The sequence below is a fragment of the Herbaspirillum sp. NPDC101396 genome (genome assembly GCF_044767365.1).
Taxonomy (GTDB): Bacteria; Pseudomonadota; Gammaproteobacteria; order Burkholderiales; family Burkholderiaceae_D; genus Herbaspirillum.
The window spans coordinates 521,676-545,248 of the sequence record NZ_JBIWNT010000003.1; the positions used below are offsets into that span (position 1 = coordinate 521,676).

At 59.2% G+C, this 23,573-nt stretch carries 29 protein-coding genes; 16 read left to right on the plus strand and 13 right to left on the minus strand.

Translation table 11 applies throughout. The annotated features are described in order from the left end of the window. Window positions 1-167 precede the first annotated feature (167 nt). Window positions 168-1,460: an MFS transporter gene (locus tag ACIROY_RS12075; protein WP_402272852.1), complete on the minus strand. Its 1,293-nt coding sequence runs from the start codon at window positions 1,458-1,460 to the stop codon at window positions 168-170. A gap of 313 nt (window positions 1,461-1,773) precedes the next feature. After that, a complete protein-coding gene (gene prpR, locus ACIROY_RS12080; RefSeq protein WP_402341721.1) occupies window positions 1,774-3,414 on the minus strand; it encodes a propionate catabolism operon regulatory protein PrpR in 1,641 nt (546 codons plus the stop codon). 266 nt (window positions 3,415-3,680) lie between these two features. Here prpR and ACIROY_RS12085 point away from each other — a divergent pair, with 266 nt between their 5' ends. From ACIROY_RS12085 to ACIROY_RS12135, 11 genes are all read left to right on the plus strand, one after another. Continuing rightward, window positions 3,681-4,562: an oxaloacetate decarboxylase gene (locus ACIROY_RS12085; protein WP_402272848.1), complete on the plus strand. Its 882-nt coding sequence runs from the start codon at window positions 3,681-3,683 to the stop codon at window positions 4,560-4,562. A gap of 64 nt (window positions 4,563-4,626) precedes the next feature. Next, the gene (gene prpC, locus ACIROY_RS12090; protein WP_402341723.1) at window positions 4,627-5,787 is read left to right on the plus strand and encodes a 2-methylcitrate synthase; all 1,161 of its coding nucleotides are present in this window, start codon (window positions 4,627-4,629) and stop codon (window positions 5,785-5,787) included. A 115-nt stretch (window positions 5,788-5,902) separates the two neighbouring features. Continuing rightward, entirely contained in the window at window positions 5,903-8,512 is a 2,610-nt protein-coding gene (gene acnD, locus ACIROY_RS12095; RefSeq protein ID WP_402341725.1) for a Fe/S-dependent 2-methylisocitrate dehydratase AcnD, read from the plus strand. Window positions 8,513-8,540: 28 nt separating this feature from the next. Continuing rightward, window positions 8,541-9,731: a 2-methylaconitate cis-trans isomerase PrpF gene (gene prpF / locus ACIROY_RS12100; protein ID WP_402272842.1), complete on the plus strand. Its 1,191-nt coding sequence runs from the start codon at window positions 8,541-8,543 to the stop codon at window positions 9,729-9,731. 121 nt (window positions 9,732-9,852) lie between these two features. Beyond that, entirely contained in the window at window positions 9,853-10,245 is a 393-nt protein-coding gene (locus ACIROY_RS12105) for a hypothetical protein (RefSeq protein WP_402272839.1), read from the plus strand. A 244-nt stretch (window positions 10,246-10,489) separates the two neighbouring features. Then, window positions 10,490-12,388 carry a propionate--CoA ligase gene (locus ACIROY_RS12110; RefSeq protein WP_402272837.1) on the plus strand — a complete coding sequence of 633 codons (1,899 nt, stop codon included), beginning with the start codon at window positions 10,490-10,492 and terminating at the stop codon, window positions 12,386-12,388. A 97-nt stretch (window positions 12,389-12,485) separates the two neighbouring features. Continuing rightward, entirely contained in the window at window positions 12,486-12,977 is a 492-nt protein-coding gene (locus ACIROY_RS12115) for an arsinothricin resistance N-acetyltransferase ArsN1 family B (RefSeq protein ID WP_402341727.1), read from the plus strand. A 279-nt stretch (window positions 12,978-13,256) separates the two neighbouring features. Then, window positions 13,257-13,523, plus strand: a complete 267-nt coding sequence (locus ACIROY_RS12120; RefSeq protein ID WP_116433389.1) for a hypothetical protein — start codon at window positions 13,257-13,259, stop codon at window positions 13,521-13,523. Window positions 13,524-13,603: 80 nt separating this feature from the next. Continuing rightward, a complete protein-coding gene (locus ACIROY_RS12125) occupies window positions 13,604-14,362 on the plus strand; it encodes an AraC family transcriptional regulator (RefSeq protein WP_402273822.1) in 759 nt (252 codons plus the stop codon). A 92-nt stretch (window positions 14,363-14,454) separates the two neighbouring features. Further along, window positions 14,455-14,841, plus strand: a complete 387-nt coding sequence (locus ACIROY_RS12130; protein WP_402341729.1) for a cupin domain-containing protein — start codon at window positions 14,455-14,457, stop codon at window positions 14,839-14,841. A gap of 268 nt (window positions 14,842-15,109) precedes the next feature. Then, on the plus strand, window positions 15,110-16,384 hold the full coding sequence (locus ACIROY_RS12135; RefSeq protein WP_402342018.1) for an MFS transporter: 1,275 nt from the start codon (window positions 15,110-15,112) through the stop codon (window positions 16,382-16,384). Between the two features lie 70 nt (window positions 16,385-16,454). Here ACIROY_RS12135 and xth read toward each other — a convergent pair whose 3' ends face one another. From xth to ACIROY_RS12160, 5 genes are all read right to left on the minus strand, one after another. Continuing rightward, window positions 16,455-17,219, minus strand: coding sequence for an exodeoxyribonuclease III (gene xth / locus ACIROY_RS12140; RefSeq protein WP_402341731.1), 765 nt, complete (start codon window positions 17,217-17,219; stop codon window positions 16,455-16,457). Between the two features lie 134 nt (window positions 17,220-17,353). After that, window positions 17,354-17,554, minus strand: a complete 201-nt coding sequence (locus ACIROY_RS12145) for a helix-turn-helix transcriptional regulator (RefSeq protein WP_402341733.1) — start codon at window positions 17,552-17,554, stop codon at window positions 17,354-17,356. Further along, window positions 17,551-17,754, minus strand: a complete 204-nt coding sequence (locus ACIROY_RS12150; protein ID WP_402341735.1) for a DUF4224 domain-containing protein — start codon at window positions 17,752-17,754, stop codon at window positions 17,551-17,553. Before ACIROY_RS12150 ends, ACIROY_RS12145 begins: the two co-directional genes overlap by 4 nt. A 45-nt stretch (window positions 17,755-17,799) precedes the next feature. Next, entirely contained in the window at window positions 17,800-17,958 is a 159-nt protein-coding gene (locus ACIROY_RS12155) for a hypothetical protein (RefSeq protein WP_402341737.1), read from the minus strand. Window positions 17,959-18,033: 75 nt separating this feature from the next. After that, on the minus strand, window positions 18,034-18,375 hold the full coding sequence (locus ACIROY_RS12160) for a hypothetical protein (RefSeq protein ID WP_402341739.1): 342 nt from the start codon (window positions 18,373-18,375) through the stop codon (window positions 18,034-18,036). Window positions 18,376-18,587: 212 nt separating this feature from the next. Here ACIROY_RS12160 and ACIROY_RS12165 point away from each other — a divergent pair, with 212 nt between their 5' ends. Together ACIROY_RS12165 and ACIROY_RS12170 are read left to right on the plus strand one after the other, a co-directional pair. Continuing rightward, a complete protein-coding gene (locus tag ACIROY_RS12165; protein WP_402341741.1) occupies window positions 18,588-18,812 on the plus strand; it encodes a hypothetical protein in 225 nt (74 codons plus the stop codon). Window positions 18,813-18,878: 66 nt separating this feature from the next. Then, the gene (locus ACIROY_RS12170) at window positions 18,879-19,523 is read left to right on the plus strand and encodes a hypothetical protein (RefSeq protein WP_402341742.1); all 645 of its coding nucleotides are present in this window, start codon (window positions 18,879-18,881) and stop codon (window positions 19,521-19,523) included. Between the two features lie 139 nt (window positions 19,524-19,662). Here ACIROY_RS12170 and ACIROY_RS12175 read toward each other — a convergent pair whose 3' ends face one another. The 4 genes from ACIROY_RS12175 to ACIROY_RS12190 form a co-directional block, all read right to left on the minus strand. Continuing rightward, window positions 19,663-20,355: a Rha family transcriptional regulator gene (locus tag ACIROY_RS12175; RefSeq protein ID WP_402341744.1), complete on the minus strand. Its 693-nt coding sequence runs from the start codon at window positions 20,353-20,355 to the stop codon at window positions 19,663-19,665. A 24-nt stretch (window positions 20,356-20,379) separates the two neighbouring features. Then, window positions 20,380-20,589 (minus strand): hypothetical protein, encoded by a 210-nt coding sequence (locus ACIROY_RS12180; protein WP_402341746.1) that lies wholly within the window; start codon window positions 20,587-20,589, stop codon window positions 20,380-20,382. 184 nt (window positions 20,590-20,773) lie between these two features. After that, window positions 20,774-21,157, minus strand: a complete 384-nt coding sequence (locus ACIROY_RS12185; protein WP_402341747.1) for a hypothetical protein — start codon at window positions 21,155-21,157, stop codon at window positions 20,774-20,776. Window positions 21,158-21,230: 73 nt separating this feature from the next. Further along, entirely contained in the window at window positions 21,231-21,446 is a 216-nt protein-coding gene (locus ACIROY_RS12190) for a hypothetical protein (RefSeq protein ID WP_402341749.1), read from the minus strand. A 19-nt stretch (window positions 21,447-21,465) separates the two neighbouring features. Here ACIROY_RS12190 and ACIROY_RS12195 point away from each other — a divergent pair, with 19 nt between their 5' ends. From ACIROY_RS12195 to ACIROY_RS12205, 3 genes are read left to right on the plus strand one after another with little or no spacing between them, the layout of a single operon-like run. After that, the gene (locus tag ACIROY_RS12195) at window positions 21,466-21,666 is read left to right on the plus strand and encodes a hypothetical protein (RefSeq protein ID WP_402341751.1); all 201 of its coding nucleotides are present in this window, start codon (window positions 21,466-21,468) and stop codon (window positions 21,664-21,666) included. Further along, window positions 21,663-22,145, plus strand: a complete 483-nt coding sequence (locus ACIROY_RS12200) for a glycoside hydrolase family 108 protein (RefSeq protein ID WP_402341753.1) — start codon at window positions 21,663-21,665, stop codon at window positions 22,143-22,145. The genes ACIROY_RS12195 and ACIROY_RS12200 overlap by 4 nt, the downstream gene beginning before the upstream one ends. Continuing rightward, the gene (locus ACIROY_RS12205; RefSeq protein WP_402341755.1) at window positions 22,145-22,669 is read left to right on the plus strand and encodes a hypothetical protein; all 525 of its coding nucleotides are present in this window, start codon (window positions 22,145-22,147) and stop codon (window positions 22,667-22,669) included. The genes ACIROY_RS12200 and ACIROY_RS12205 overlap by 1 nt, the downstream gene beginning before the upstream one ends. A 74-nt stretch (window positions 22,670-22,743) precedes the next feature. Here the strand turns inward: ACIROY_RS12205 and ACIROY_RS12210 are convergent, their stop codons facing one another. After that, the gene (locus ACIROY_RS12210) at window positions 22,744-22,974 is read right to left on the minus strand and encodes a hypothetical protein (RefSeq protein ID WP_402341757.1); all 231 of its coding nucleotides are present in this window, start codon (window positions 22,972-22,974) and stop codon (window positions 22,744-22,746) included. 239 nt (window positions 22,975-23,213) lie between these two features. Then, window positions 23,214-23,564: a hypothetical protein gene (locus ACIROY_RS12215; protein ID WP_402341759.1), complete on the minus strand. Its 351-nt coding sequence runs from the start codon at window positions 23,562-23,564 to the stop codon at window positions 23,214-23,216. Window positions 23,565-23,573 lie beyond the last annotated feature (9 nt).

The following is a 23,573-nucleotide window of genomic DNA, read 5'->3' on the forward strand; positions in this document are numbered from 1 at the left end:
AGAGGGAACAGAACAAGCCGCAGTGCAGGAACACCATCTGCACATGCGATGCGGATCAATAACATCAAAAACATGAGGGCCGGTTTCAGCGATGAAACCGGCCCATTTTTTCGAGCAGCTTTTCCTTCACGCCGACCGGCTGAGCCGATCAGGCGTGAAGTCGATCATCAACGCACGCGCAGGACGTAGCGCGCCGCCGTCGACGCGATCAAGCTCAGGGCTGCGCCGAAGATCACGAAGAAGCTTACCGACAGCTTGTTGCCGGTGAACTGGATCAGCCAGGTGATGATCAGGCCGGCGAAACCGCCGAACAGCATTACGGCGATGTTATAGCTCAGCGACATGCCGGTGCCGCGCGTCTGCACCGGGAACACATCGGCCAGCAATGCAGGCATCGACGCGAAGTACATCGTCATCAGCACGCCGATCACGATCTGCAGCAACAGCAGGTTGACGAAGCTCGGCGCACTCGTCAGGAATACGAACATCGGATACGTGAACACCACGAACGCCAGGCTGCTGCCGATCATGAATGGTGTGCGGCCGTACTTGTCGGAAAGCTCGCCCACCAGCGGTGAGAACACCATCATGATCAGTCCGGAGACGATGGTCGCTGCGTACGATGACCACGCTGGCATGCCCAGTTGCTTGATCGCATAGGTCGGCATGTACAGCGCCAGGTAGACCGACACGGTCGCCATGATCACGCTGCCGGTACCGATCAGCAGGCGCATTTTCTGGTTGGAGAAGGTATCGCGCAGCGGTGTTTCGGTGCGTTCCGCAGCGGCGAACTCCGGCGATTCATCGAGATGGCGGCGGATGTAGTAACCGGCAGGGCCGATCAGCAGACCGAACAGGAACGGCAGGCGCCAGCCCCAGGAATACAGCTGCTCAGGCGTCAGCAAGCCGTTCAGACCGGCGCCGAAAACCGCCGCCATCAGCAGGCTCAGGCCCTGGCTGGCAACTTGCCAGCTGGAGAAGAAGCCGCGGCGATGCGGTGCATGTTCCACCAGGAACGCGGTCGAACTGCCGAACTCGCCACCGGCCGAAAAGCCCTGGATCAGGCGCGCCAGCACGATGCCGGCAGGCGCCCACAGACCGATGCTGGCATACGTCGGCATGAACGCGATCATCGCGGTGCCGATCGTCATCAGCACGATCGACAGCGACAGCGCCGCCTTGCGGCCGACGCGATCGGAATACGCGCCGAGTATGACCGCACCGAGCGGACGCATGAAGAACGACACGCCGAAGGTGGCGAAGGTCACCAGCAACGAGACCGTCTCGTTCTCGGTAGGGAAAAACAGTTTGGCGATGATTACGGCAAAGGCGCCGTAGATCAGCACGTCAAACCATTCGAGCGCGTTGCCGATCGATGACGAAATGACCGCGCGCCAGGTTTGCGGATGTAATTTGACCGACTTGGCGTCGCCCGTGTTTGCTGAACTGATGGCGTTCATGTTTCTCCCGGAATGAAGTGATTGAGATGATTTTTTTTATGGTGGTGCATCGCACCGCAGATCATTCAGCGTCATGTTGTTTACACATCATGAACAATGCGTAAACAGTATGCCGTTGAGAGATGCGATCGAGCGAGAATACGTGCATGCGCGCGCGACTGTCAATCAGGTTTCGCGTGGAAAGGAAGGTGTCAGGCAGAGCACATTCAGCGCGATTCCCGAATGGCGGGAATCGCCTCCAGTCTGCTTCACAGGTGAATCAAAATCGTCGACATGTAAAGACCAGCGCATGCCGCGCGCACATGCCGGCGTTTCAGTTTTTCTCGCCCAGACGACGCCACAGCGTCGTGCGGCTGATGCCCAGGTAACTCGCAGCAGCGGCGCGGTTGCCATCGAAGCGCGCCAGCACGTCCTGCAATGATTCTTCGCCGCCGATGTGCGCTGGGGGTGGAGCCGGCGCGTCGGACGCCGTCGTTGTCGATCCGTCATCACGCAGGATCTCCGGGGCGATGCGCGCGATCAGATTCGGCGTCAGCGCCTGCAGCGGTTCGGCCGCCAGGAACAACGCCAGCCGCTCCATCATGTTGCGCAGCTCGCGGACATTGCCGGGCCAGCCGTAGCGCGCCAGCAATGGCGTGCAACGCAAGATCTCGGCATGCAGGTTGGCGTGAGGGCGGATGTCCATCGCCGCCAGCGCATTCTTCAGGCACCATTCCGCCAATGGCGCGAGATCGTCGGGCCGCTCGCGCAGCGGCGGCAGCGTCATGCGCAAGACGCTCAGGCGATAGAACAAGTCAGCGCGAAAGCGTCCTTCGCGCACACGTGCATCGAGATCGCAATGCGTGGCGCTGATGATGCGCACGCTGACCGGTATCGGCCGGGTGCCGCCCACGCGCACCACTTCGCGTTCTTCCAGCACGCGCAGCAGACGCGTTTGCAGCGGCAGCGGCATCTCGCCGATTTCATCGAGCAAAAGGGTGCCGCGATGCGCGGCTTCAAACAGGCCGGCGCGACCGCCGCGGCGCGAGCCGGTGAAGGCGCCTTCTTCGTAGCCGAACAGTTCGGACTCCAGCAGCGACTCCGCCAGCGCGCCGCAGTTGACGGCCACAAACGGATGGTGCGCCTGCACCTTGCCCTGCATTTGCGGATGCGCGCGATGAATGGCTTGCGCGGCAAGTTCCTTGCCGGTGCCGGTCTCACCCTGGATCAGCACCGTTGCCGGTGATTTGGCGAACAGCGTGATGGATTGCCGCACGCTTTCCATCGCCGCCGAATCGCCACGCAAATCGTTGATGTGATGTTTGGCGCGCAAGGTATCTGCCACCGGAAAGCTGCGGCCGCGCGTCGACTCCAGCTGCGTCAGGCGCGCCAGTTCCAGTGCATCGTCGAAAGCCTGGCGGATGGACGCGGCGGAGTACACGAAGACGCCCGCCAGTCCCGCTTCCTCGGCAAGATCGGTAATCAGGCCGGCGCCGACGATGGCCTTGATGCCGGCGGCTTTGAGTTCGCTGATCTGCGAGCGTGCATCTTCTTCGGTGGCGTAAGTGCGCTGGGCAATGTTGAGGCCGAAGGTGCTCTGGAATTCGCCGAGCGCCGGCATGGTTTCCTGATAGGTGATCAGGCCGATCTCGGGCGTGATCTTGCGTGCGCGCGCCAGCGCCTGCATCACGTCGAAGCCGCTGGCCTTGGCGATGATGACGGGCACCGACAAGCGGCTCTTCAGGTAGGCGCCGTTCGAACCCGCCGCAATCACCGCATCGCAGCGTTCGGTGGCGAGGCGTTCGCGTATATGCCGCACCGCATCCTCGAAGCCCAGCGGGATCGGTTCGATCTCGGCCTGGTCGTCGAACTCCAGCGTGATGTCGCGGAACAGTTCGAACAGGCGCGATACCGAGACGGTCCAGATGACCGGCTTGTCGCTTTGATCACGATGCTGAGGGGCGGGGCGCTTCATGTTTCACGTTTCAGATTAATGTTTCAAGTGTTTCAAATGTAACACATCGCCGCGGCCGTCGTCTGGCTTGAAAATGGATGTTGTCTAGAGAGAAATAGCTGTAACTCATTGATTTAACGACAGCTTGTTCTGAAACATCGATTTCTTCCGCGATGCAACATTCAGCAGCGTTTGAGATGGCATGCGCATTGCAATAAGCAGGGCATTCACCTCGCTGAAACACGCAACGCCAGACATAACGACGCACGCAACTTCAAGGACTCCGTATGACCAACCTTTCCCAAACCACCAAACAAATCCTGCGCGACAAGGTCAATGCCCGCAAAGGCCTGCTGGTCCCCGGCGCGTTCAATGCGCTGTCGGCGCGCGTGATCGCCGATCTCGGTTTCGAGGCGCTCTACATCACCGGCGCCGGCGTGACCAACATGTACTTCGGCATGCCGGATCAAGGCTTCATCGGTCTCAACGAACTGGCCGACCATACCGCACGCATTCGCGATGCGGTGGAGATCCCGCTGATCGTCGACGCCGACACCGGCTTCGGCAATGCACTCAACGTGCGCCACACGATCCGCACGCTGGAACGCGCCGGCGCCGATGCGGTGCAGCTGGAAGACCAGGTCTCGCCCAAGCGTTGCGGGCACTTCAGCGGCAAGGAAGTCATCTCCTGCGCCGAAATGGTCGGCAAGATCCACGCCGCCGTCGATGCGCGCAGCAACGACGGCATGCTGATCATGGCGCGCACCGATGCGTGCAGCGTCCATGGTTTTGACGATGCGCTGGAACGCGCGGCCCGCTACAGCGAAGCCGGCGCCGACATCCTGTTTGTGGAGGCAGTCGAGACCGCAGATGAAATCCGCCGTCTGCCGCAGGCATTGGACAAGCCGCAACTGATGAACCTGGTGATCGGCGGCAAGACGCCGATCTTCAACGCCGACGAGCTGGGCGAGCTGGGCTACGGTATCGTGCTGTACGCCAACGCCGCGCTGCAAGGCGCCGTGGCCGGCATGCAAAAGGCCCTGACCGTGTTGCGCGACAACCATCGCCTCGACGAAGACCCGAATTTCGTGACGCCGTTCGCCGAGCGCCAGCGCCTCGTCAACAAGCCGATGTTCGATCTGCTGGAAAAGAAATACGCGGAAAAATAATCCGGATTCAGCATCAACATCAACATCAGTATTCATACCCCAATACATCATTCAGGAGATACGCATGAGCGAAACACAAACACCGGCACCAGGCTTCAAACCGAAGAAATCCGTCGCGCTGTCCGGCGTCACCGCCGGCAACACTGCGCTGTGCACCGTCGGCAAGACCGGCAATGACTTGCACTATCGCGGCTACGACATCCTCGACGTCGCCGACAGCTGCGAGTTTGAAGAAATCGCCCATTTGCTGGTGCATGGAAAACTGCCGACCGCGGCCGAACTGAAGGCCTACAAGGCCAAGCTGAAAGCACTGCGCGGCCTGCCGGCCAACGTCAAGGCGGCGCTGGAATGGTTGCCTGCGGCGTCGCATCCGATGGACGTCATGCGCACCGGCGTGTCGGCATTGGGCTGTGTGCTGCCGGAAAAAGACGATCACAACACGCCGGGCGCGCGCGACATCGCCGACCGCCTGATGGCGTCCTTGGGTTCGATGCTGCTGTACTGGTATCACTACAGCCAGAACGGCAAGCGCATTGAAACGGAAACCGACGACGAATCCATCGGCGGCCACTTCCTGCACTTGCTGCACGGCGAAAAGCCATCCGAGCTGTGGGAAAAAGCGATGCACACTTCGCTGATCCTGTACGCCGAACACGAATTCAACGCCTCCACCTTCGCCAGCCGCGTCATCGCCGGCACCGGTTCCGACATGTACTCGGCCATCACCGGCGGCATCGGCGCATTGCGCGGTCCCAAGCACGGCGGCGCCAATGAAGTTGCGTTTGAAATCCAGAAGCGCTACGACAATCCCGACGAAGCGGAAGCCGACATCAAGCGTCGCGTCGAGAACAAGGAAGTCGTGATCGGCTTCGGCCATCCGGTCTACACTATTTCCGACCCGCGCAACAAGGTCATCAAGGAAGTCGCGCGCAAGCTGTCCAAGGATGCCGGTTCGGTCAAGATGTTCGACATCGCCGAGCGCCTCGAAACGGTCATGTGGGATATCAAGAAGATGTTCCCGAATCTTGACTGGTTCTCGGCCGTGTCCTATCACATGATGGGTGTGCCGACGGCGATGTTCACGCCGCTGTTCGTGATCGCGCGCACTTCCGGCTGGGCGGCGCACATCATCGAGCAACGCATCGACAACAAGATCATCCGTCCGTCGGCCAACTATGTCGGTCCGGAGGATCTGAAGTTCGTGCCGATCGGCAAGCGCAAATAAGCAGCAGGTACGCGAACAAGTTTCACACGTAGCACAGCAGTCTGCCATGCCGCCACGGCGGGCAGGCTGCCGCTCTTGCAATTTCTCTTACCAATGTTTTTCTCGGGATCGAGCCATGAATACCGCACACCGCAAACCTCTGCCCGGCACCACGCTGGATTACTTCGATGCGCGCGGCGCAGTGGAGGCAATCAAGCCGGGCGCCTGGAACACGCTGCCCTATACCTCGCGCGTGCACGCCGAAAACCTGGTGCGCCGCTGCGATCCGGCCCTCCTCAATGACTACCTGAAGCAGATCATCGAATGCAAGCGCGACCTGGATTTTCCTTGGTTCCCGGCGCGCGTGGTCTGCCACGACATCCTCGGCCAGACCGCACTCGTCGACCTCGCCGGCCTGCGTGACGCCATTGCGGACCAGGGCGGCGATCCGGCCAAGGTCAATCCGGTGGTGCCGGTACAGCTGATCGTCGACCATTCGCTGGCGGTGGAATGCGGCGGTTTCGATCCGCAGGCGTTTGAAAAAAACCGCGCCATCGAAGATCGCCGCAACGAAGACCGCTTCCATTTCATCAACTGGACCAAGCGCGCTTTCAAGAACATCAATGTGATCCAGCCCGGCAACGGCATCATGCACCAGATCAACCTGGAAAAAATGTCGCCGGTCATTCATAACGACAACGGCCTGGCTTACCCGGACACCTGCGTCGGCACCGACAGCCACACGCCGCATGTCGACGCACTGGGCGTGATCGCCGTCGGCGTCGGCGGCCTCGAAGCGGAGAACGTCATGCTGGGTCGCGCATCGTGGATGCGCCTGCCGGAAATCATCGGCGTCGAGCTCTCCGGCAAGCCCCAGTCGGGCATTACCGCGACCGACGTCGTGCTGTCGCTGACCGAGTTCCTGCGCAAGGAAAAAGTGGTCGGCGCCTACCTGGAATTCCGCGGCGAGGGCGCCTCCGCATTGACGCTGGGCGACCGCGCCACGATCTCCAACATGGCGCCGGAATACGGCGCGACCGCCGCCATGTTCTTCATCGACCAGCAAACCATCGACTACCTCAAGCTCACCGGCCGGGAAGACGATCAGGTCAAGCTTGTCGAGACCTATGCCAAGGAAGCCGGCCTGTGGGCCGACAGCCTGACCACGGCGCAGTACGAACGCACGCTCAAATTTGATCTGTCGACCGTGGTGCGCACGCTGGCCGGTCCGTCCAATCCGCATCGCCGCCTGCCGGTGTCGGCGCTGGCCGAACGCGGCATCGCCGTCGATCTGGACAAGGCGCAGGCGCAGGAAGCCGAAGGCCTGATGCCGGACGGCGCCGTCATCATCGCCGCCATCACCAGCTGCACCAATACCAGCAATCCGCGCAACGTCATCGCCGCCGGCCTGCTGGCGCGCAACGCCAACAAGCTCGGCCTGACCCGCAAGCCCTGGGTGAAGTCGTCGCTGGCGCCGGGTTCCAAGACCGTGGAACTGTATCTCGATGAAGCGGGCCTGAGCACCGAGTTGCAAAAGCTCGGCTTCGGCATCGTCGCCTTTGCCTGCACCACCTGCAACGGCATGTCGGGTGCGCTTGATCCGGTGATCCAGAAAGAGATCATCGACCGCGATCTGTACGCGACAGCAGTCCTGTCCGGCAACCGCAACTTCGACGGCCGCATCCATCCTTACGCCAAGCAGGCTTTCCTGGCATCGCCGCCGCTGGTGGTGGCGTACGCGATTGCCGGCACCATCCGCTTCGACATCGAGAAGGACGTGCTGGCAGTCGTCGACGGCAAGGAAATCCGCCTGAAGGACATTTGGCCGAGCGACGAAGAGATCGACGCCGTGGTCAAGTCCTCGGTCAAGCCCGAGCAATTCCGCAACGTCTACACGCCGATGTTCGCCGTACAGGTGGACAAGGGCGAGCCGGCCAAACCGTTGTACGACTGGCGTCCGATGAGCACCTATATCCGCCGTCCGCCATACTGGGAAGGCGCGCTCGCCGGCGAACGCACGATGACCGGCATGCGCGCGCTGGCGGTGCTGCCCGACAACATCACCACCGACCACCTGTCGCCGTCGAACGCCATCATGGCTGATTCGGCGGCCGGTGAATATCTTGCCAAGATGGGCCTGCCGGAAGAAGATTTCAACTCCTACGCCACGCATCGCGGGGATCACCTGACCGCGCTGCGCGCCACCTTTGCCAATCCGCAACTGGTCAATGAAATGGCCGTGGTCGACGGTGAAGTCAAGAAGGGTTCGTTGACCCGGGTCGAGCCGGAAGGCAAGGTCATGCGCATGTGGGAAGCGATCGAGACCTACCTCAACCGCAAGCAGCCGCTGATCATCGTCGCCGGTGCCGATTACGGCCAAGGCTCGTCGCGCGACTGGGCAGCCAAGGGCGTGCGTCTTGCGGGCGTGGAAGTGATCGCGGCCGAAGGCTTCGAGCGCATCCACCGCACCAACCTGATCGGCATGGGCGTGTTGCCGCTGGAATTCAAACCTGGGACCACCCGCAAGACGCTGGGCATCGACGGCACCGAAACCTTCGACGTGATCGGCAAGCGCACTCCGCGCGCCGACCTGACGCTGGTCATCCTCCGCAAGAACGGCGAACGCGTCGAAGTGCCGATGACCTGTCGCCTCGACACCGGCGAAGAAGTCTCTATCTATGAAGCCGGCGGCGTGCTGCAGCGTTTTGCACAGGACTTCCTGGCGTCGACCGTCAAGGCCGCGTGATCGCCCCGACATTGAAGAAAGCATGCATATGACCCACGCACCCCAAATCAAGATTCCCGCCACTTACATGCGCGGCGGCACCAGCAAGGGCGTGTTCTTCCGCCTGCAGGACTTGCCGGCCACGGCGCAGGCGCCCGGCCCGGCGCGCGATGCCTTGCTCATGCGCGTGATCGGCAGCCCCGATCCCTACGGCAAGCAGATCGACGGCATGGGCGGCGCCACCTCCAGCACCAGCAAGACGGTGATCCTGTCCAAGTCCGCCCGGGCCGGGCACGACGTCGACTATCTGTTCGGCCAGGTTTCCATCGATACGTCCTTCGTCGACTGGAGCGGCAACTGCGGCAATCTGTCGGCGGCGGTCGGTCCGTTCGCCATCAGCAACGGCCTGGTCGATCCCGATCGCATTCCGTTGAACGGTGTCTGCATCGTGCGCATCTGGCAGGCCAACATCGGCAAGACCATCGTTGCGCACGTGCCGATCACCGACGGCCAGGTGCAGGAGACCGGCGACTTCGAGCTCGATGGAGTGACTTTCCCGGCGGCCGAAGTACAACTCGAATTCATGGACCCGGCAGCGGAAGAAGAGGGGGCAGGCGGCGCCATGTTCCCGACCGGGAACCTGGTGGACGACCTGGAAGTGCCCGGCATCGGCACCTTCAAGGCGACCATGATCAACGCCGGCATTCCGGCGATTTTCCTGAACGCGGAAGATATCGGTTACACCGGCGCCGAATTGCAGGACGCCATCAATGGTGACCCGAAAGCATTGGCGCGTTTCGAGACCATCCGTGCACATGGCGCCGTACGCATGGGCCTGATCAAGCATGTCGACGAAGCCGTCAAGCGCCAGCACACGCCCAAGGTCGCCTTTGTCGCCAAGCCGCGCGACTACACGTCATCCAGCGGCAAAAAGGTCACCACCGGCGACGTCGATCTGCTGGTGCGCGCCATGTCCATGGGCAAGCTGCACCATGCCATGATGGGTACGGCGGCGGTTGCCATCGGCGTCGCTGCAGCGATTCCCGGTACGCTGGTGAACCTGGCGGCGGGTGGTGGCGAACGCACGGCGGTGCGCTTCGGTCACCCGTCCGGCACCTTGCGCGTCGGCGCGCAAGCGCAGCAGGTCGATGGTGAGTGGAGCGTGACCAAGGCCATCATGAGCCGTAGCGCGCGGGTGCTGATGGAAGGGGCGGTGCGCGTGCCGGGCGACGCGTTCTGATAACCGGATGAGAGCGGGGGGCTACGGATGCTGCGCCGCGGCGCGACAAAACCGGAGTTGCGGAACGAAAGTTGGTAAGATGCCGTCCACATTCCTTTTCATCCCGGCATTGGACCAAAACATGACTTTCTTGCAACGTGCTTCCGTATTGACCCTCACCATCCTGCTGGCTGCCTGCGCTGAAACGGTGCCGCTGACCGAAACCAAACCGGTGCCTGCGCCGCTGCAACCGGTGGCCGCGGCAGTCAATCCTGCCTGGGCCGGCCGTTTGGCGACCGGTAGCTTCTCCTGCGAGATGGGCAACAAGGTGGAAGTCAAGGTCGACGGCAACAACAACGTGAGCCTGGTGTGGAAGGGCAGCACCTACAAGATGACGCCGGTATCGACATCCACCGGCGCCTTGCGTTTCGAAGACAAGGGCGATGGCCTGGTCTGGATTCAGATCCCGTCGAAGTCGATGCTGCTGAATTCCAAGGTCGGCCAGCAACTCGCGAACGATTGCAAGAATCGATAAAGCCTTTTGCTTTGCAGGCGATAAAAAAGGATGCGGCTATGCATCCTTTTTTTTGCATAGCGCAGATTGCCATCGCATTTTTTAAGGAAAAAACGAAGCGGATTAAGCTGCACGTAAGCATGTTCTGAGACAGTAAACAACTACACACAACAAGCAGAAGAGATGCCGAGCAAAGACACGGCACACCGCTCGCAACGACCCTCCGACAAGGTCGATGCGCATCCGATCGCCATGAGGAGACATCATGAGTTTCGCATCGTTTTACCAGCAGTCCATCGACGACCCGGAGTCCTTCTGGGCCAATGAAGCCAAGCGGATTGACTGGCATACACCATTCACCCAAACGCTCGATTACACACGCCCACCTTTTGCGCGCTGGTTCATCGGCGGCGAGACCAATCTGTGCCACAACGCCGTCGATCGCCATCTGGCGCAACGCGCCGATCAGGCCGCGCTGATTGCGGTATCGACCGAAACCAATACCGAAAAAACCTATACCTTCCGCGAGCTGCATCGCGAAGTCAGCGCGATGGCGGCGATCATGCTGTCGCTCGGCGTCAAGCGCGGCGACCGCGTGTTGATCTACATGCCGATGATTGCCGAAGCAGTGTTCGCGATGCTGGCGTGTGCGCGCATCGGCGCGGTGCATTCGGTAGTGTTCGGCGGCTTCGCGTCGAACAGTCTGGCGACGCGCATCGACGATGCGCAGCCGACGCTGATCGTGTCCGCCGATGCCGGCTCGCGCGGCGGCAGGGTGGTTGCCTACAAGGGCTTGCTTGACGAGGCGATCCGGTTGGCGCAACACAAGCCGGCGCATGTCTTGCTGACCGATCGCGGATTGGCCGCCATGCCGCGCACCGCCGGACGCGACGTCGACTACACCAGCCTGCGCGCGCAATATCTCGACGCTGAAGTGCCGATCACCTGGCTGGAATCGAACGAGCCGTCCTACATCCTCTATACCTCCGGCACCACCGGCAAGCCCAAGGGCGTGCAGCGCGATGTCGGCGGTTATGCGGTGGCGCTGGCGGCATCGATGCCCTACGTGTTCTGCGGCAATCCCGGCGAGACTTATTTCTGCACCTCCGACATCGGCTGGGTGGTCGGCCATTCCTACATCGTCTACGGGCCCTTGATGGCCGGCATGGCGACCATCCTGTACGAAGGCCTGCCGGTGCTTGCGGGCGACAAGCCGGACGGCGGCATCTGGTGGAACCTGGTGGAGAAGTACAAGGTGACGCGCATGTTCTCGTCGCCGACCGCGATCCGTGTGCTCAAGAAGCAGCCGGCCGACTGCATGACGCGGCATGACTTGTCGTCGCTCAAGAGTCTGTATCTGGCCGGCGAGCCGCTCGACGAGACCACCTCGAACTGGATTTCGGGTGCGCTCGGCGTGCCGGTGATCGACAACTACTGGCAGACCGAAAGCGGCTGGCCCATCCTCTCCATTGCCAAGGGCGTCGACGACAAAGCGACCCGGCTGGGCAGCCCGGGTGTGCCCTTGTATGGCTACAAGATGCACATCATGAACGAGTCCACCGGAGAGCTGTGCGGCGCCAACGAAAAAGGCGTGGTGGTGATCGAAGGACCGTTGCCGCCGGGCTGCATGCAGACCGTGTATCGCGACGACGAGCGCTTCGTCAACACTTACTGGTCCAACTTCAGGACGCAGGTGTACTCGACTTTCGACTGGGGCATCCGCGATGAAGACGGCTACTACTTCATCCTCGGCCGCACCGACGACGTCATCAACGTCGCCGGTCATCGCCTCGGCACGCGCGAGATCGAAGAGAGCATTTCCAGCCACGCCAACGTGTCCGAGGTGGCCGTGGTCGGCGTCGAGGACAAGCTCAAGGGCCAGGTGGCGATCGCTTTCGTGATCCCCAAGCAGGCCGACGCCGTGGCCACGGCGACGGGTCGCCAGGCGCTCGAGGCGGAAATCATGCGCGTGGTCGACAAGCAGATCGGCGCCGTCGGCCGGCCTTCGCGCGTGTTGTTCGTCAGCCTGTTGCCGAAAACGCGTTCCGGCAAGCTGCTGCGCCGTTCCATCCAGGCCATCTGCGAGGGACGCGATCCGGGCGATCTGACCACCATCGAAGATCCAACCTCGCTGCAACAAATCAAAGCGGCACTGCAAGCATAGAAATACGCTGGAAGCGGCAGCGACGACGTCCGGCCCCTGCGCCGGACGTCGTCATTTTGGGTACACTACGTGCTACCGCACTTTCTTCCCAGCTTTCATGACTACATCGATACGCCCGGCGACGACGGCCGATGCCGCCGCCATTTGCGAGATATACAACCACTACGTTCTGACGACGACCATCAGCTTTGAGCTGGAAGCCGTTTCCACTGAGGAAATGGCGCAGCGCATCGTCGAGGTGTCCGCGATATTTCCATGGCTGGTGTACGAGGAAGGCGGCCGCATCCTGGGCTACGCCTACGCCACCAAGTGGAAGGCGCGCAAGGCCTACCAGCAGTCCGTCGAGAGTTCGGTCTACATGGCCAAGGACAGCGGCGGCAAGGGCGTCGGTACGCAGTTGTACCGCGCCTTGTTTAGCGGATTGAAGGCGCTGGGGGTGCACGCGGTCATGGGCGGCATCGCCCAGCCGAATCCCGGCAGCATCGCCTTGCACGAGAAAATGGGCTTCGTCAAAGTCGCCCATTTCGCGCAAGTCGGCAGGAAATTCGATCAATGGATTGACGTCGCCTATTGGCAGTTGATTCTTTAGAACTCATTTCATAAATAGGTGTGAGATGCGTTCTTCCAAGAAAGGGCTCTGGCAAGGCGTGCGACGCGTCGCGTGGCGGTGCCACGCGCAAGGAGCGCAACGCGGCCAGCGCCCTTTCTTGGAAGAACCCGAAGGGAGCGGCCTGTTTGGGCGATCTGCTGCGTTACGAATCGGGGTCAAGACGCCCAGTCTTGACCCCGATTCGCGCCTTGCATCTCATCCCAAACAGGACTCGCTCGCACTCACACCTATTTATGAAATGAGTTCTTAGGAGCACACATGGCCAGATCGACCAGAGCAACCGGCGCCATCGAGCGCCTCAACACGCGTGCAGGGACGAAGCAGTATTCAATGGGCCGCACTTCTGCGGAACTGTTTTACCTGCTCCAGCGCACGCCCGACAATCCTGCTGAAAAGCTCAGCGAGCCGCTGCCGCTGGATGAGTTCGTCACCTTCGTCAATGCCTACGGGCCGCAAAAGCCGAAGCGCATCAGCAAGCTCGACGTCGCCTTTGAAAAGCAACTCGCGAAGAAGCGCGAAGAGTAAGGAAGCAAGACATCGTGGCCTCAACGCGCCCCCGCCAGCAAAAGCGCAAGGACTGGATACTGCGGTCGCAGTCGTCCGGCATGGAGCGCATCGAGGCGTTTTTCCATGGGCGCGGCTATGCCATGCACCGCCACGACACCTACGCCATCGGCATCACGCTGGGCGGGGTGCAATCGTTCCAGTACAAGAAATCGATGCGCCACAGCCTGCCTGGCAACACCATGGCGCTGTATCCCGATGAGCCGCATGACGGCCAGGCCGGCAGCGAAGCGGGTTTCCGCTATCGCATGCTGTACATCGAGCCGTCCTTGCTGCAGGACGCCCTCGGCGGTGTCGCATTGCCTTTCATCGAAGGCGGCATCTCGACCGATCCGCGCCTGTTCGGCGCCGTGCGCAATTTGTTGCTGCACATGGACGACGAGGTCGAACCCTTGCAGCAAGACGACGGCATCTTCGAGCTGGCGCGCGCGATGGATGCGGTGTCCGGCAAGCGGCCGCGACGCCACGCGGCCGACTTCGGAGCGGCTCAGCTGGCGCGCGAATACATCCACGGCGCGCTCGACCGCACGCTGACGCTGGACGAGCTGGCGCAGGCCAGCGGTCGCGACCGCTGGAGCCTGACGCGCGACTTTCGCAGTTTCTTCGGCACCAGTCCCTATCGCTACCTCAGCATGCGCCGGCTCGACATGGCGCGTCGCCTGATGGCGCAGGGCCTGCCGCTGGCGGACGCCGCCGCCATGTCGGGCTTTGCCGATCAGAGCCACATGACGCGTCTGTTCACCAAGACCTACGGCATTGCGCCGGCGCACTGGCTCCGCATCATGCGGCGGGGGACCTGATTTCGTAGATGTCGTGCTAGTTGCACGATCGTTCAAGACCGCGGCGTTTCGCTCGCGTAGGCTTGCTTCTGTTACTTATCTACGGAGCCAGCATGTCAGCCGCCACCAATCTGCGCGAATACCGCGCCATCAATTTCACCGACAAGCTTTCGTTGTTCAGCGAGCACTGGTCGCAACGCGTCATCGCCGAAATGAACGACTACCAGTTCAAGCTGGCCAAGGTCAAAGGCGACTTTATCTGGCACGACCATGCCGATACTGATGAAGTCTTCATCGTGGTGGACGGCGCATTGCGCATCGACTTCCGTGACGGCGCGGTGCACCTGAAGGCCGGCGAGATGTTCGTGATTCCCAAGGGCGTCGAGCACAAGCCGTATGCTGAAGAGGAGGCCAGCATCCTGCTGGTCGAGCCGCGCGGTGTGGTCAATACCGGGGCAGAAGAAAGCGAGCGCAGGCGTGCCAATGACGTCTGGATATGACGCGATACAACACCCTATACCGACACCAAGGTCGTGCTGCGATCGCATCGGTGACCAGGTTTTTCAGCATTCTGTCGGGAAGCAATTCGTAAAATATCTGCATATCGAAACAGATTGCGCAATGCGGGCTGCTGAGTGCAGTGAGGTTGTTTAAAAGATAATGTGGCGTGATATTTTTCGATTGATCGGACGAGCGTGATCCGATCAATCGACAACGAAGGAGATATCCGTGCACATTGCCATCGACGAGCAAAAACTGATCGACAAAATGGCCTGGAAACTGATGCCGTTTCTGGGCCTGTTATATCTGGTCGCTTACATTGATCGCCAGAACGTCAGCTACGCCAAGCTGCAAATGGTCTCCAGCCTGGGGCTGAGCGAGGCGTCGTATGGTTTGGGCGCTTCTCTGTTTTTCATCGGTTACCTGCTGTTTGAAGTACCCAGTAACATCATCCTGCACAAGGTCGGCGCGCGTGTCTGGTTTGCCCGCATCATGTTTTCGTGGGGACTGGTGACACTGGGGCTGGCTTACACGCAGAATGCGACGATGTTTTACGTCCTGCGATTCTTGCTGGGCGCAACCGAGGCCGGTTTTTATCCCGGTGTGTTGTACTACCTGACGCTATGGTTTCCGCGGCAACATCGCAGTCGCATGATCGGTTACTTCCTGATCGGGAGCAGCATCGCCAACATGATCGGTGCTCCCATCGGCGGGGCGCTGCTGGATCTGGACGGCCTGTTCGGTATGTACGGGTGGCAGCTGACTTTCATCTTCACAGGATTGCCGGCGGTGTTGTTGGCGTTTGTTGTGTTTTTCCGGTTGCCGGCGTCTCCTGCGCAGGCGCGCTTCCTCGATCCTGAAGAGCGCAACTGGCTGCAGGAAGTTCTGACGCGGGAAAGACTGGCGCTGGAGCAAAGCGGAGAGGGAGGGCATGGCAATCCCTTCAAGACGCTGCTGGACTATCGTGTCCTGCTGCTGGCGTTCTTTCTCATCTTTTTCCCGTTGTCGTCCTACGGCTTGAGCTATTGGCTGCCGACCATCGTGAAGAGCTTTGGCGTCGGCAATACGCTCAATGGTTTCATCAATACGATTCCGTGGTTGCTGGTGACCCTCGTCTTGTGGTGGGTGCCGCGCAAGCCGGGACGCACGGAAGATCCGATCAAGAACATTCTCTTGCCGGCGTTGTTTGGCGCTTGCTGCCTGGTCGGCAGCGTGTACTTCGACAATTCCTTCGTGAAGTTCGCCATGCTCTGCCTTGCCGCGGCATGCAGCTTCACCGTTCTGCCGTGCTTTTGGACGCTGCCTGGCAGGTTTCTCACCGGTGCAAGCGCCGCTGCAGGTATTGCGGCGATCAACTCGATCGGAAACCTCGGTGGCTTCATTGCCCAGAACGTTGTACCGATGATTCGTGAAAGCACCGGCAGCACGATTGCACCCATGTTGTTCCTGGCGGCATGCATGGCGTGCGGCGGATTGTTCACCCTTGTCGTCATGTACTGCATACGGCGCCATGAGCGCGGCCTGACGCCACGGTATGCGTGAGCGTCACGGCAATCCGAGATGGAATGAAAAAAGCCCTCCAAGGAGGGCTTTTTTCATTGCTACGATGGCGTCAGTTCAGCGTGGCGATCACCGGCGCATGATCCGACGGTTGCTCCCACTTGCGCGGCACCTTGTCGATGACGCATGCCGTGCACTGCGCGGCCAGCGGCGCCGTCAGCAGGATGTGATCGATGCGCATGCCCTTGTTGAGGCGGAATCCCATCTGGCGGTAATCCCACCAGCTGAACAGCTTGTCCGGCTGCTCGAACTTGCGGAAGGCGTCGGTGAAGCCCATTTTTTCCAGGTGGAAGAAGGCGGCGCGTTCCGGTTCCGACACGAGGTTTTGACCGACCCAGGCGGCCGGGTCATGGACGTCGCGGTCAGCCGGCGCAATGTTGTAGTCGCCCAGCAGCGCCAGTTTTTCATGCTGTAGTTGCTCTTGCGCGAGCCATTCATGCAGGGCCGCCAGCCACTTCAGCTTGTACAGGTATTTCTCCGAGTCGGGCGCCTGGCCGTTGGGGATGTAGGCGCAGACGTAGCGCACGCCTTCGATGGTGGCGGCGATGATGCGTTGCTGTTCATCTTCGAACAGCGGGTTGTTCTTGATCACGTCGGTGATCGGATGGCGCGACAGGATCGCTACGCCGTTGTAGGTTTTTTGCCCGCTGAAGACGACTTCGTAACCGGCGGCGTTGATTTCAGCCTGCGGGAATTTGTCGTCGGTGAGCTTGGTTTCCTGCAGGCACAGCACATCGACCGGATTGTCGCCCAGCCATTGCAATACCTGCGGCAGGCGGACTTTGAGGGAGTTGACGTTCCAGGTGGCGATTTTCATGTGGTGTAGGAAATCTTTAATTATCAAATGGTTACTGCGGTAGTTGAGGCCTGACTTTTACTTAGCTACCCAGCTAGCTACCCAGATTTAAGTGCTGCTAAGACAGCACTCACTGTTGCGCGGATGCCACTATATCACCCCTGTTGTGGCTTGTTCCGTTCGATCAGCGCGTGGATGCTATCGGCGATGATACCGCTGGCTCGCTCTCCAATTTTGACCAGTACCAGGTCGCCTTTTTTCACCAAACGGTAAATTGTGGAGCGCGAAATACCAAGTTTTGCTTCTGCAACATTGACTCGATATGTGATTGCTGTAGATGGGGTGGCGTGGTTCATGGCTTTGTCCAATTGATCTTTGATCTGGTGCTAGGAGCGTCGTCGGAGCGCCCGAGTTGACGCCAAGTCAGCAACGGGTGTCCATCAACCTTGCGCGGCGCGTCAATGTTCAAATACTGTTTAATCCAACGGATCTGTGCGGCGCCCTGGTTCAATCCGCCTGTTAATTCGACCAAGTCAGCGTTGGTGAGAATTTCCATTTTTGGGACTGCGTTATTCGAGGCTCCGGCGGTTGATCGTGCTAGTCATTCGCCACTTGCCGAGAGGGTAAAGCCGGCAAGCTGCAACGCCCTTTCTGCACGTTCCAGTCGGACTAATAATGGATTAGTGAAGCGTAGATCGGGAAACGGTTCAGCATCATCCTCGCTGGTTTCGATCGATTTGTCGTCGGCGGAATTGGTCATTCGTTTTCTACGAAGCAGATTGAGGCGGCCGCACGCGTACTATCCTGGCGTATGGCTTCATCGCGAGCTGACAAGCTACTGCGGTTCCGTTTTACAATGAGGCGGCTGCGGATTGATCAATGACCACACGTTCCCACACTCGCAGATCATTTTCTTGCCGGAAAGCCACGCCTTGCATCCAGGGCGACGCTCGCGGAATCGAATAATCTCATCGGCGGTTGCGAGCGTACACGTGCGACGTACTTCGGCATCGAAATCGGCTTTGGTACCGATGATGCCTGATCTCATCAAATCTGCGACAACGATGCGATACAGCTCAGCATCAGATAATTCAGCATTTTCAGAAAATTGATCGTTCTGATTCTTACCATCGCTGCCTCGCAGCAAGCGGTCCACTAGTGATTTTTCAGGCAACATTGGCTATCCTCCGATTCGGCTATGTTCACGATACTCGTTTGGTCGACAAGAACTTCGCAAGTATATTGGCATGGTCGTATTACGTAACGTTGTTTCAGTTTTCCGCGCTTGCGGGCTTCAGATGTATCTTCACGGTTCGGGCTTTGAGTGGCGAAATCATTGTTTCGGCTGTGCTACGATCCTGAATAGTTCATCAAACGAAAAAGGGTTCCATGGCTACCGAAAATGAAGTCCAGTTGGGAAACGACGTCTACGTCTTCGCGTCCGGCACCATGGCAAGCGCATTCTCGTCCTGCCTCCTGAAAAAAACACTGGCGAGCTGCCGAGAGGAGTTTCCCCCGGTGAGCGTGAAAATTCTGTCTTCCGATCAGCTTCCAGATCTCGATGATGACGAAGCTGACGAAGAGAACGAAAGCGCTCCACGGATGCGCCCCTGACACTTTACTCATCCCAACGAAGCGGCCCTCTTGTGCTAGCATCCCTCCAAAAAAATGGGAGGAAACATGAAAGAGTCGCTCGACACTTGGTATAACCGCTATGGAATTCTCGCGTTGTTTGTTGTGGTCGGATTTGTGGGGTACGAAAGAATTTGTTGGAGAGGTTTGACGGCCTCTGACTGGGGAACATGGACTGGCGCAATTTTTGCAGGCTTGGCGTTCGCCGGCACCATCTGGATTGCGAGCAGCGAGGCACGGAACCGCGAAGCGCTCGGCCTTAGGACCGCTCAACTCGTTGCAGCTAGCATGGTGTTGCGGCTGGCTCACGCCGAATCGGTCATGGTAAAAATCGCCGAAAAGCTGGTTTCCTTGGCATCGACGGATGAAGCGCTGACCGTGCACATACTCTTGGCGCGAGACATTGACGATATTGATCTTTGGTCCATGGATGAACTGATCCACATGGCGCCGCTGCCGGCGATCGCGATTCAATTGGCGGAGGCGCGAGATCAAATCTTGACCACGCAACGCATCCTTCAGGACTTGATCCGCCGGGATGACGTCCGTACGTCGGAAGGTCGGATGAAATTCGCGAGGGAATGCCAACAGCCAATGTCCATCACGATCGGAAAGATTTCGACCAGCATCGCTGGATGCAGGGCACAAGCTGACGCCCTGCACATCAAGTCGAGCGGCATGACCGCGGGTTAAAAACGCCACTCTCATGCTATCCTCGTCAGGTAGATTCTCACTACGCAGTTGCATGTCTCGATAAAGCAGTCGTCATCGCGAATCAGTACCATGAACATTTTCAGGTGCAGGGGATTTGGATTGCGTTCGTCGGAGCGGTTCATTTGGAAATCTCCTCAAGCGCGTCATCCGAGACGCTGATGTGATAGGAGCCGACACGGCCATATCGGCCATCGCTGACATGGTCGACGGTCAGACCGCGGGCCTTGCTCAGCGCTGCAGCCTTCTTCCCGAGGCGGGTGAGTTCAATCTTGCTCATCGGGATTTCCCGGTAGATCGAATATCCCAGCGCAGTGAAACTGCGAACGCTTGCGATTGCCGCTGACTGGTTCGCCTCAATTCGGCTGAGCGCATCTTGTTGCTCGGTCTGCGTCGCCACAATCTCTTCCTGCCTCGCCTTGATCTTAGCGTTGTCGACCATGAGGGCAACGAGGGCGCGATGCTCTGGCGGCAGTTCGGCAAGAGGATCGGACGCGGTAAGCTTCGTCCGCATCTCATAGAAACCCTTGATCAAAGCAACCTTGAAGCGGCGCACGATTTCGCTGTTGCGCATGTAGGCAATGATGAGCGCGGATTGTTGTTCGTTCAGTAGCGCGTACTGAACGTCGGCGCCACCGTGTTGGCCAGGAGATCTTGGTCGGATTTCAAATCGGACCAAGCCGAACTGCTCCAAATCCGTCGGATAGGTCCGCACAAGCTTGATCACGGCTTCGTGAGAATTCGCGGTACCTTCTGCAATCGCCAGGGATGTCGTGACGGCCTCGCCGTCTTTGAGTTGGACGAGATCGCCCATTGATGTACTATTTGAATTCACGATTCAAACTCTTGATAGGGTGCGCTTTGTGTGGGAGCCGTTCGGTGTTGACGCACCGGACGGCTTTGTTGTTTGCACCAGGCGCAGTGTCGGCGCTGGGCGTTTGGTGTTGTTGGCGTGAGCGATAGCAAACCGGAGAAGCATGTTCTGATCGACTGCCGGCATCGCCCGGAATGCATCCACAAGGCTCTTTTCTCGATCAGAGTTGTTCATGCCTGCGCTTCCTTCCCCGATACTGCTACCGAGGTCTGTTGCGTACGTACCAGGTGCAGGCAAGGCCTTTCGGACTTCCTGTCCGCCGCGAGGCTATGGGTAAGATCGGAAACGAATACGCGTTCGCCTGGATCCAGCACGCGGAAAGCTCGGATGAAGCGCATTTCGGCTGGTGACACGTCATTCATGACGCACTGCCTGACAAGATGTTTTGCCACTGCTGCTTGCCCAGCTTTTCCGCATCGAAGCGACGCTTAATGCCGTCGTCTACGTAGTTGCATCCGACTTCTTCGGCGCGGCTGTTGATGCAGTTGCTGGCCTCCTCGGCAATGGCGCGGATCGCGTCCATGGCATGGGAGATCGTACTGATGTGCGGGGGAAAATATCCGGAGGGGCTTTCAAGGCTGATGGAAATCAGCTTTGCAATCGCTTCAATCCGGTCAAAGCCAGATTGGGACATTGCGTCGACGTCATAGACGACGCCCTCAAGGGATTTGAAGCGTGGATGGTTTGCTATTGCTGGCTCGTCTGTCTTGACGCTCTTTGCAACCGTGTTAGTATTTGACATGGCTTAACTTCCTTTGCTGGTGGTTGATCCAAACCCCGAACCTATCCGCCAAGATTGTTCGGGGTTTTTCTTTTTAAGCTTCAATGGAAGCTACATCTGCCTTTGATTTGTCGATCATCTTAAGGGCGTGATGCAATGCAAGAGATAGGCTGTCTGCGCGACAAACTAACTCGCCAGATTTTTCTGATATCACGCGCACGCAATCGATGATCGCAGCCGCTCCAGTCAGATTTGCATCGACAGAATCCTTGATTTCACACAGGGCGATTTTCTTTGGTTCGTTGTTCATATCGAGAGACATTCCTTAGTTGGTGCATCGTGGTCTTAATATTGATGGGGATGCCGAGGCGCATCGGAAATACCATGAGGCGCTGATACACAAGGCCGAGGAGCGCACGCGGTTCTACGCTGAGCTCCGCGTCAAGCTGGCAGAGAAGGGCATCTGGGCGGTCGTCGTGTTTGTGAGTGCCGCCCTCTTCTGGTACATCAAGGAAGGGCCGAAGCAATGAATTTCGACCAAGCATTCGATCTGCTGATCGGCCATGAAGGCGGTTATGCAAACGACCCGCGCGATCCGGGCGGTGAAACGATGTGGGGCGTGACGGCGACGGTGGCCCGGGCGAATGGCTACGCCGGCGCGATGAAGGATTTCCCGCGTGACGCAGCGAAGGCCATCTACCGCGCCAAGTACTGGAATGCAGTTCGCGCCGACGAGTTGCCCGACTTCATTCGATTCGACGTGTTCGACGCTGCGGTGAATTCCGGCGTCAACCAGTCGATCAAGTGGCTCCAGCGCGCAGTCGACGCCAAGGATGATGGGCTGATTGGTCCGGCAACTCTCGCCGCCGCAGCGTCTGCAGGCCCGATGCTGGCGGCACGCTTCAACGGTCAGCGCCTGCAGTTCATGACCGATCTGGCTGGCTGGTCGGCCTTTGGTAAGGGCTGGGCGCGCCGAGTCGCCGCAAATCTTATTCGCCTGGAGGCATAATGGACCCGATCACTATTGGCCTTGCGCTGGCCTCGCAGTTCGCGCCCAGCATCATCAAGTATTTCACCAACAGCGACACCGCCGCAACCGTGGCCGGCCAGGTGGTCGACATCGCCAAGACCGTGACCGGGAAGGACACGCCGGAAGCTGCACAGGCTGCATTGCAGGCCGACCCGGCGCTAGTCATCCAGTTCCAGACGGCGGTGATGGCGAACGAAACCGACATGGTGAAGGCCATGCTGGCCGACGTGCAGAGCGCCCGCTCGCGCGACGTCGAGCTGGCCAAGGCCGGGCGCCGGAATATCCGGGCCGACGTCATGGTGCTGCTGGACGTAGTGGGCCTGATCTCCTGCCTTGTGGTGCTGTGCTTCTTCCGCGATCGCATCCCGGGTGAGGCTGTCGGCCTGATCTCAACGGTGGCCGCCACGTTCGGCCTGTGCCTGCGCGATGCCCATCAATTCGAATTCGGCTCCAGCCGGAGCTCGCAGGTCAAAGACCAGTCGATCGCCAACCTGACGAAATAGCCTCATGTGGTTGGGCGGTAGCTGCGGCGACGTCCGCTCCTGATTGGAGCGGACGTTCGCTTGCTGTAAGTCGACTATTTTTTACCTTTCGCTTCCCTTTCTTTCTGCGCCTTTGTTCTCTCTTTCATCTGTTCTGTAGTTTTCATTTGGTGCACTTTTACTCCCTCACTGGATGTCACCACCTCTTGACCAGCTTTGCTAGATTTTGCCCCCTCGTTTGTTTTATCAGCGGCGAATGCTTGCAACGTTGATATCGCGAAAGCTAGCACTAGCAATGCTCGAATCGGCGTATGAGTCGTTTTCATTTTTTTCTCCAGTCACTCCCAGATAGAAAGTAAGGCGCGGCGGGAGCGTTAACCGTTGCCTGACTTAAAGCAAGTGTTCCGACCGCCCACTTTTGGCCTAAGGCAGAAGTAACTTGTGGCGCGAAAGTCAGATCTATTTCCCCCCGTCGATCACTTCTTTCGCTTCCATCGTCGCGTACTGCAATGCGTCCTGCCGATACTTTATAGGTGCGCGGCGGGGAGACTCCAAGCGCGTCCCTTCAATTTCCGTTTGCCAGAGCCATCCACCTGTTAGCGGTTGCATCTTTTTTATGCTGACCCGTTTGCCCTTGTACTCGAATTCCTCTTCTGCCACGGCGCCTCCCTCCCGCAATTCCTACGTTTTCTTTCCAAAAAAGCATGAAACCCTGAATCACTGAAACGGTCTTCTGCATGAACTCGGCTGCGTCGGGCGAGGGTGAAAGGTTGGCTTCGATCTCATCCAACTGGCGCTGCAGAAGCGAGTGAAATAGGGTGGCCTGTTCCTGCGTCTGTACGGCGCAGATTGAGTACAGGACTGCTTTCAAGCCTGTAATTTCAGCTCGGATTTTATCCCCTTCAGAATTTGTCATCGCCTCCAT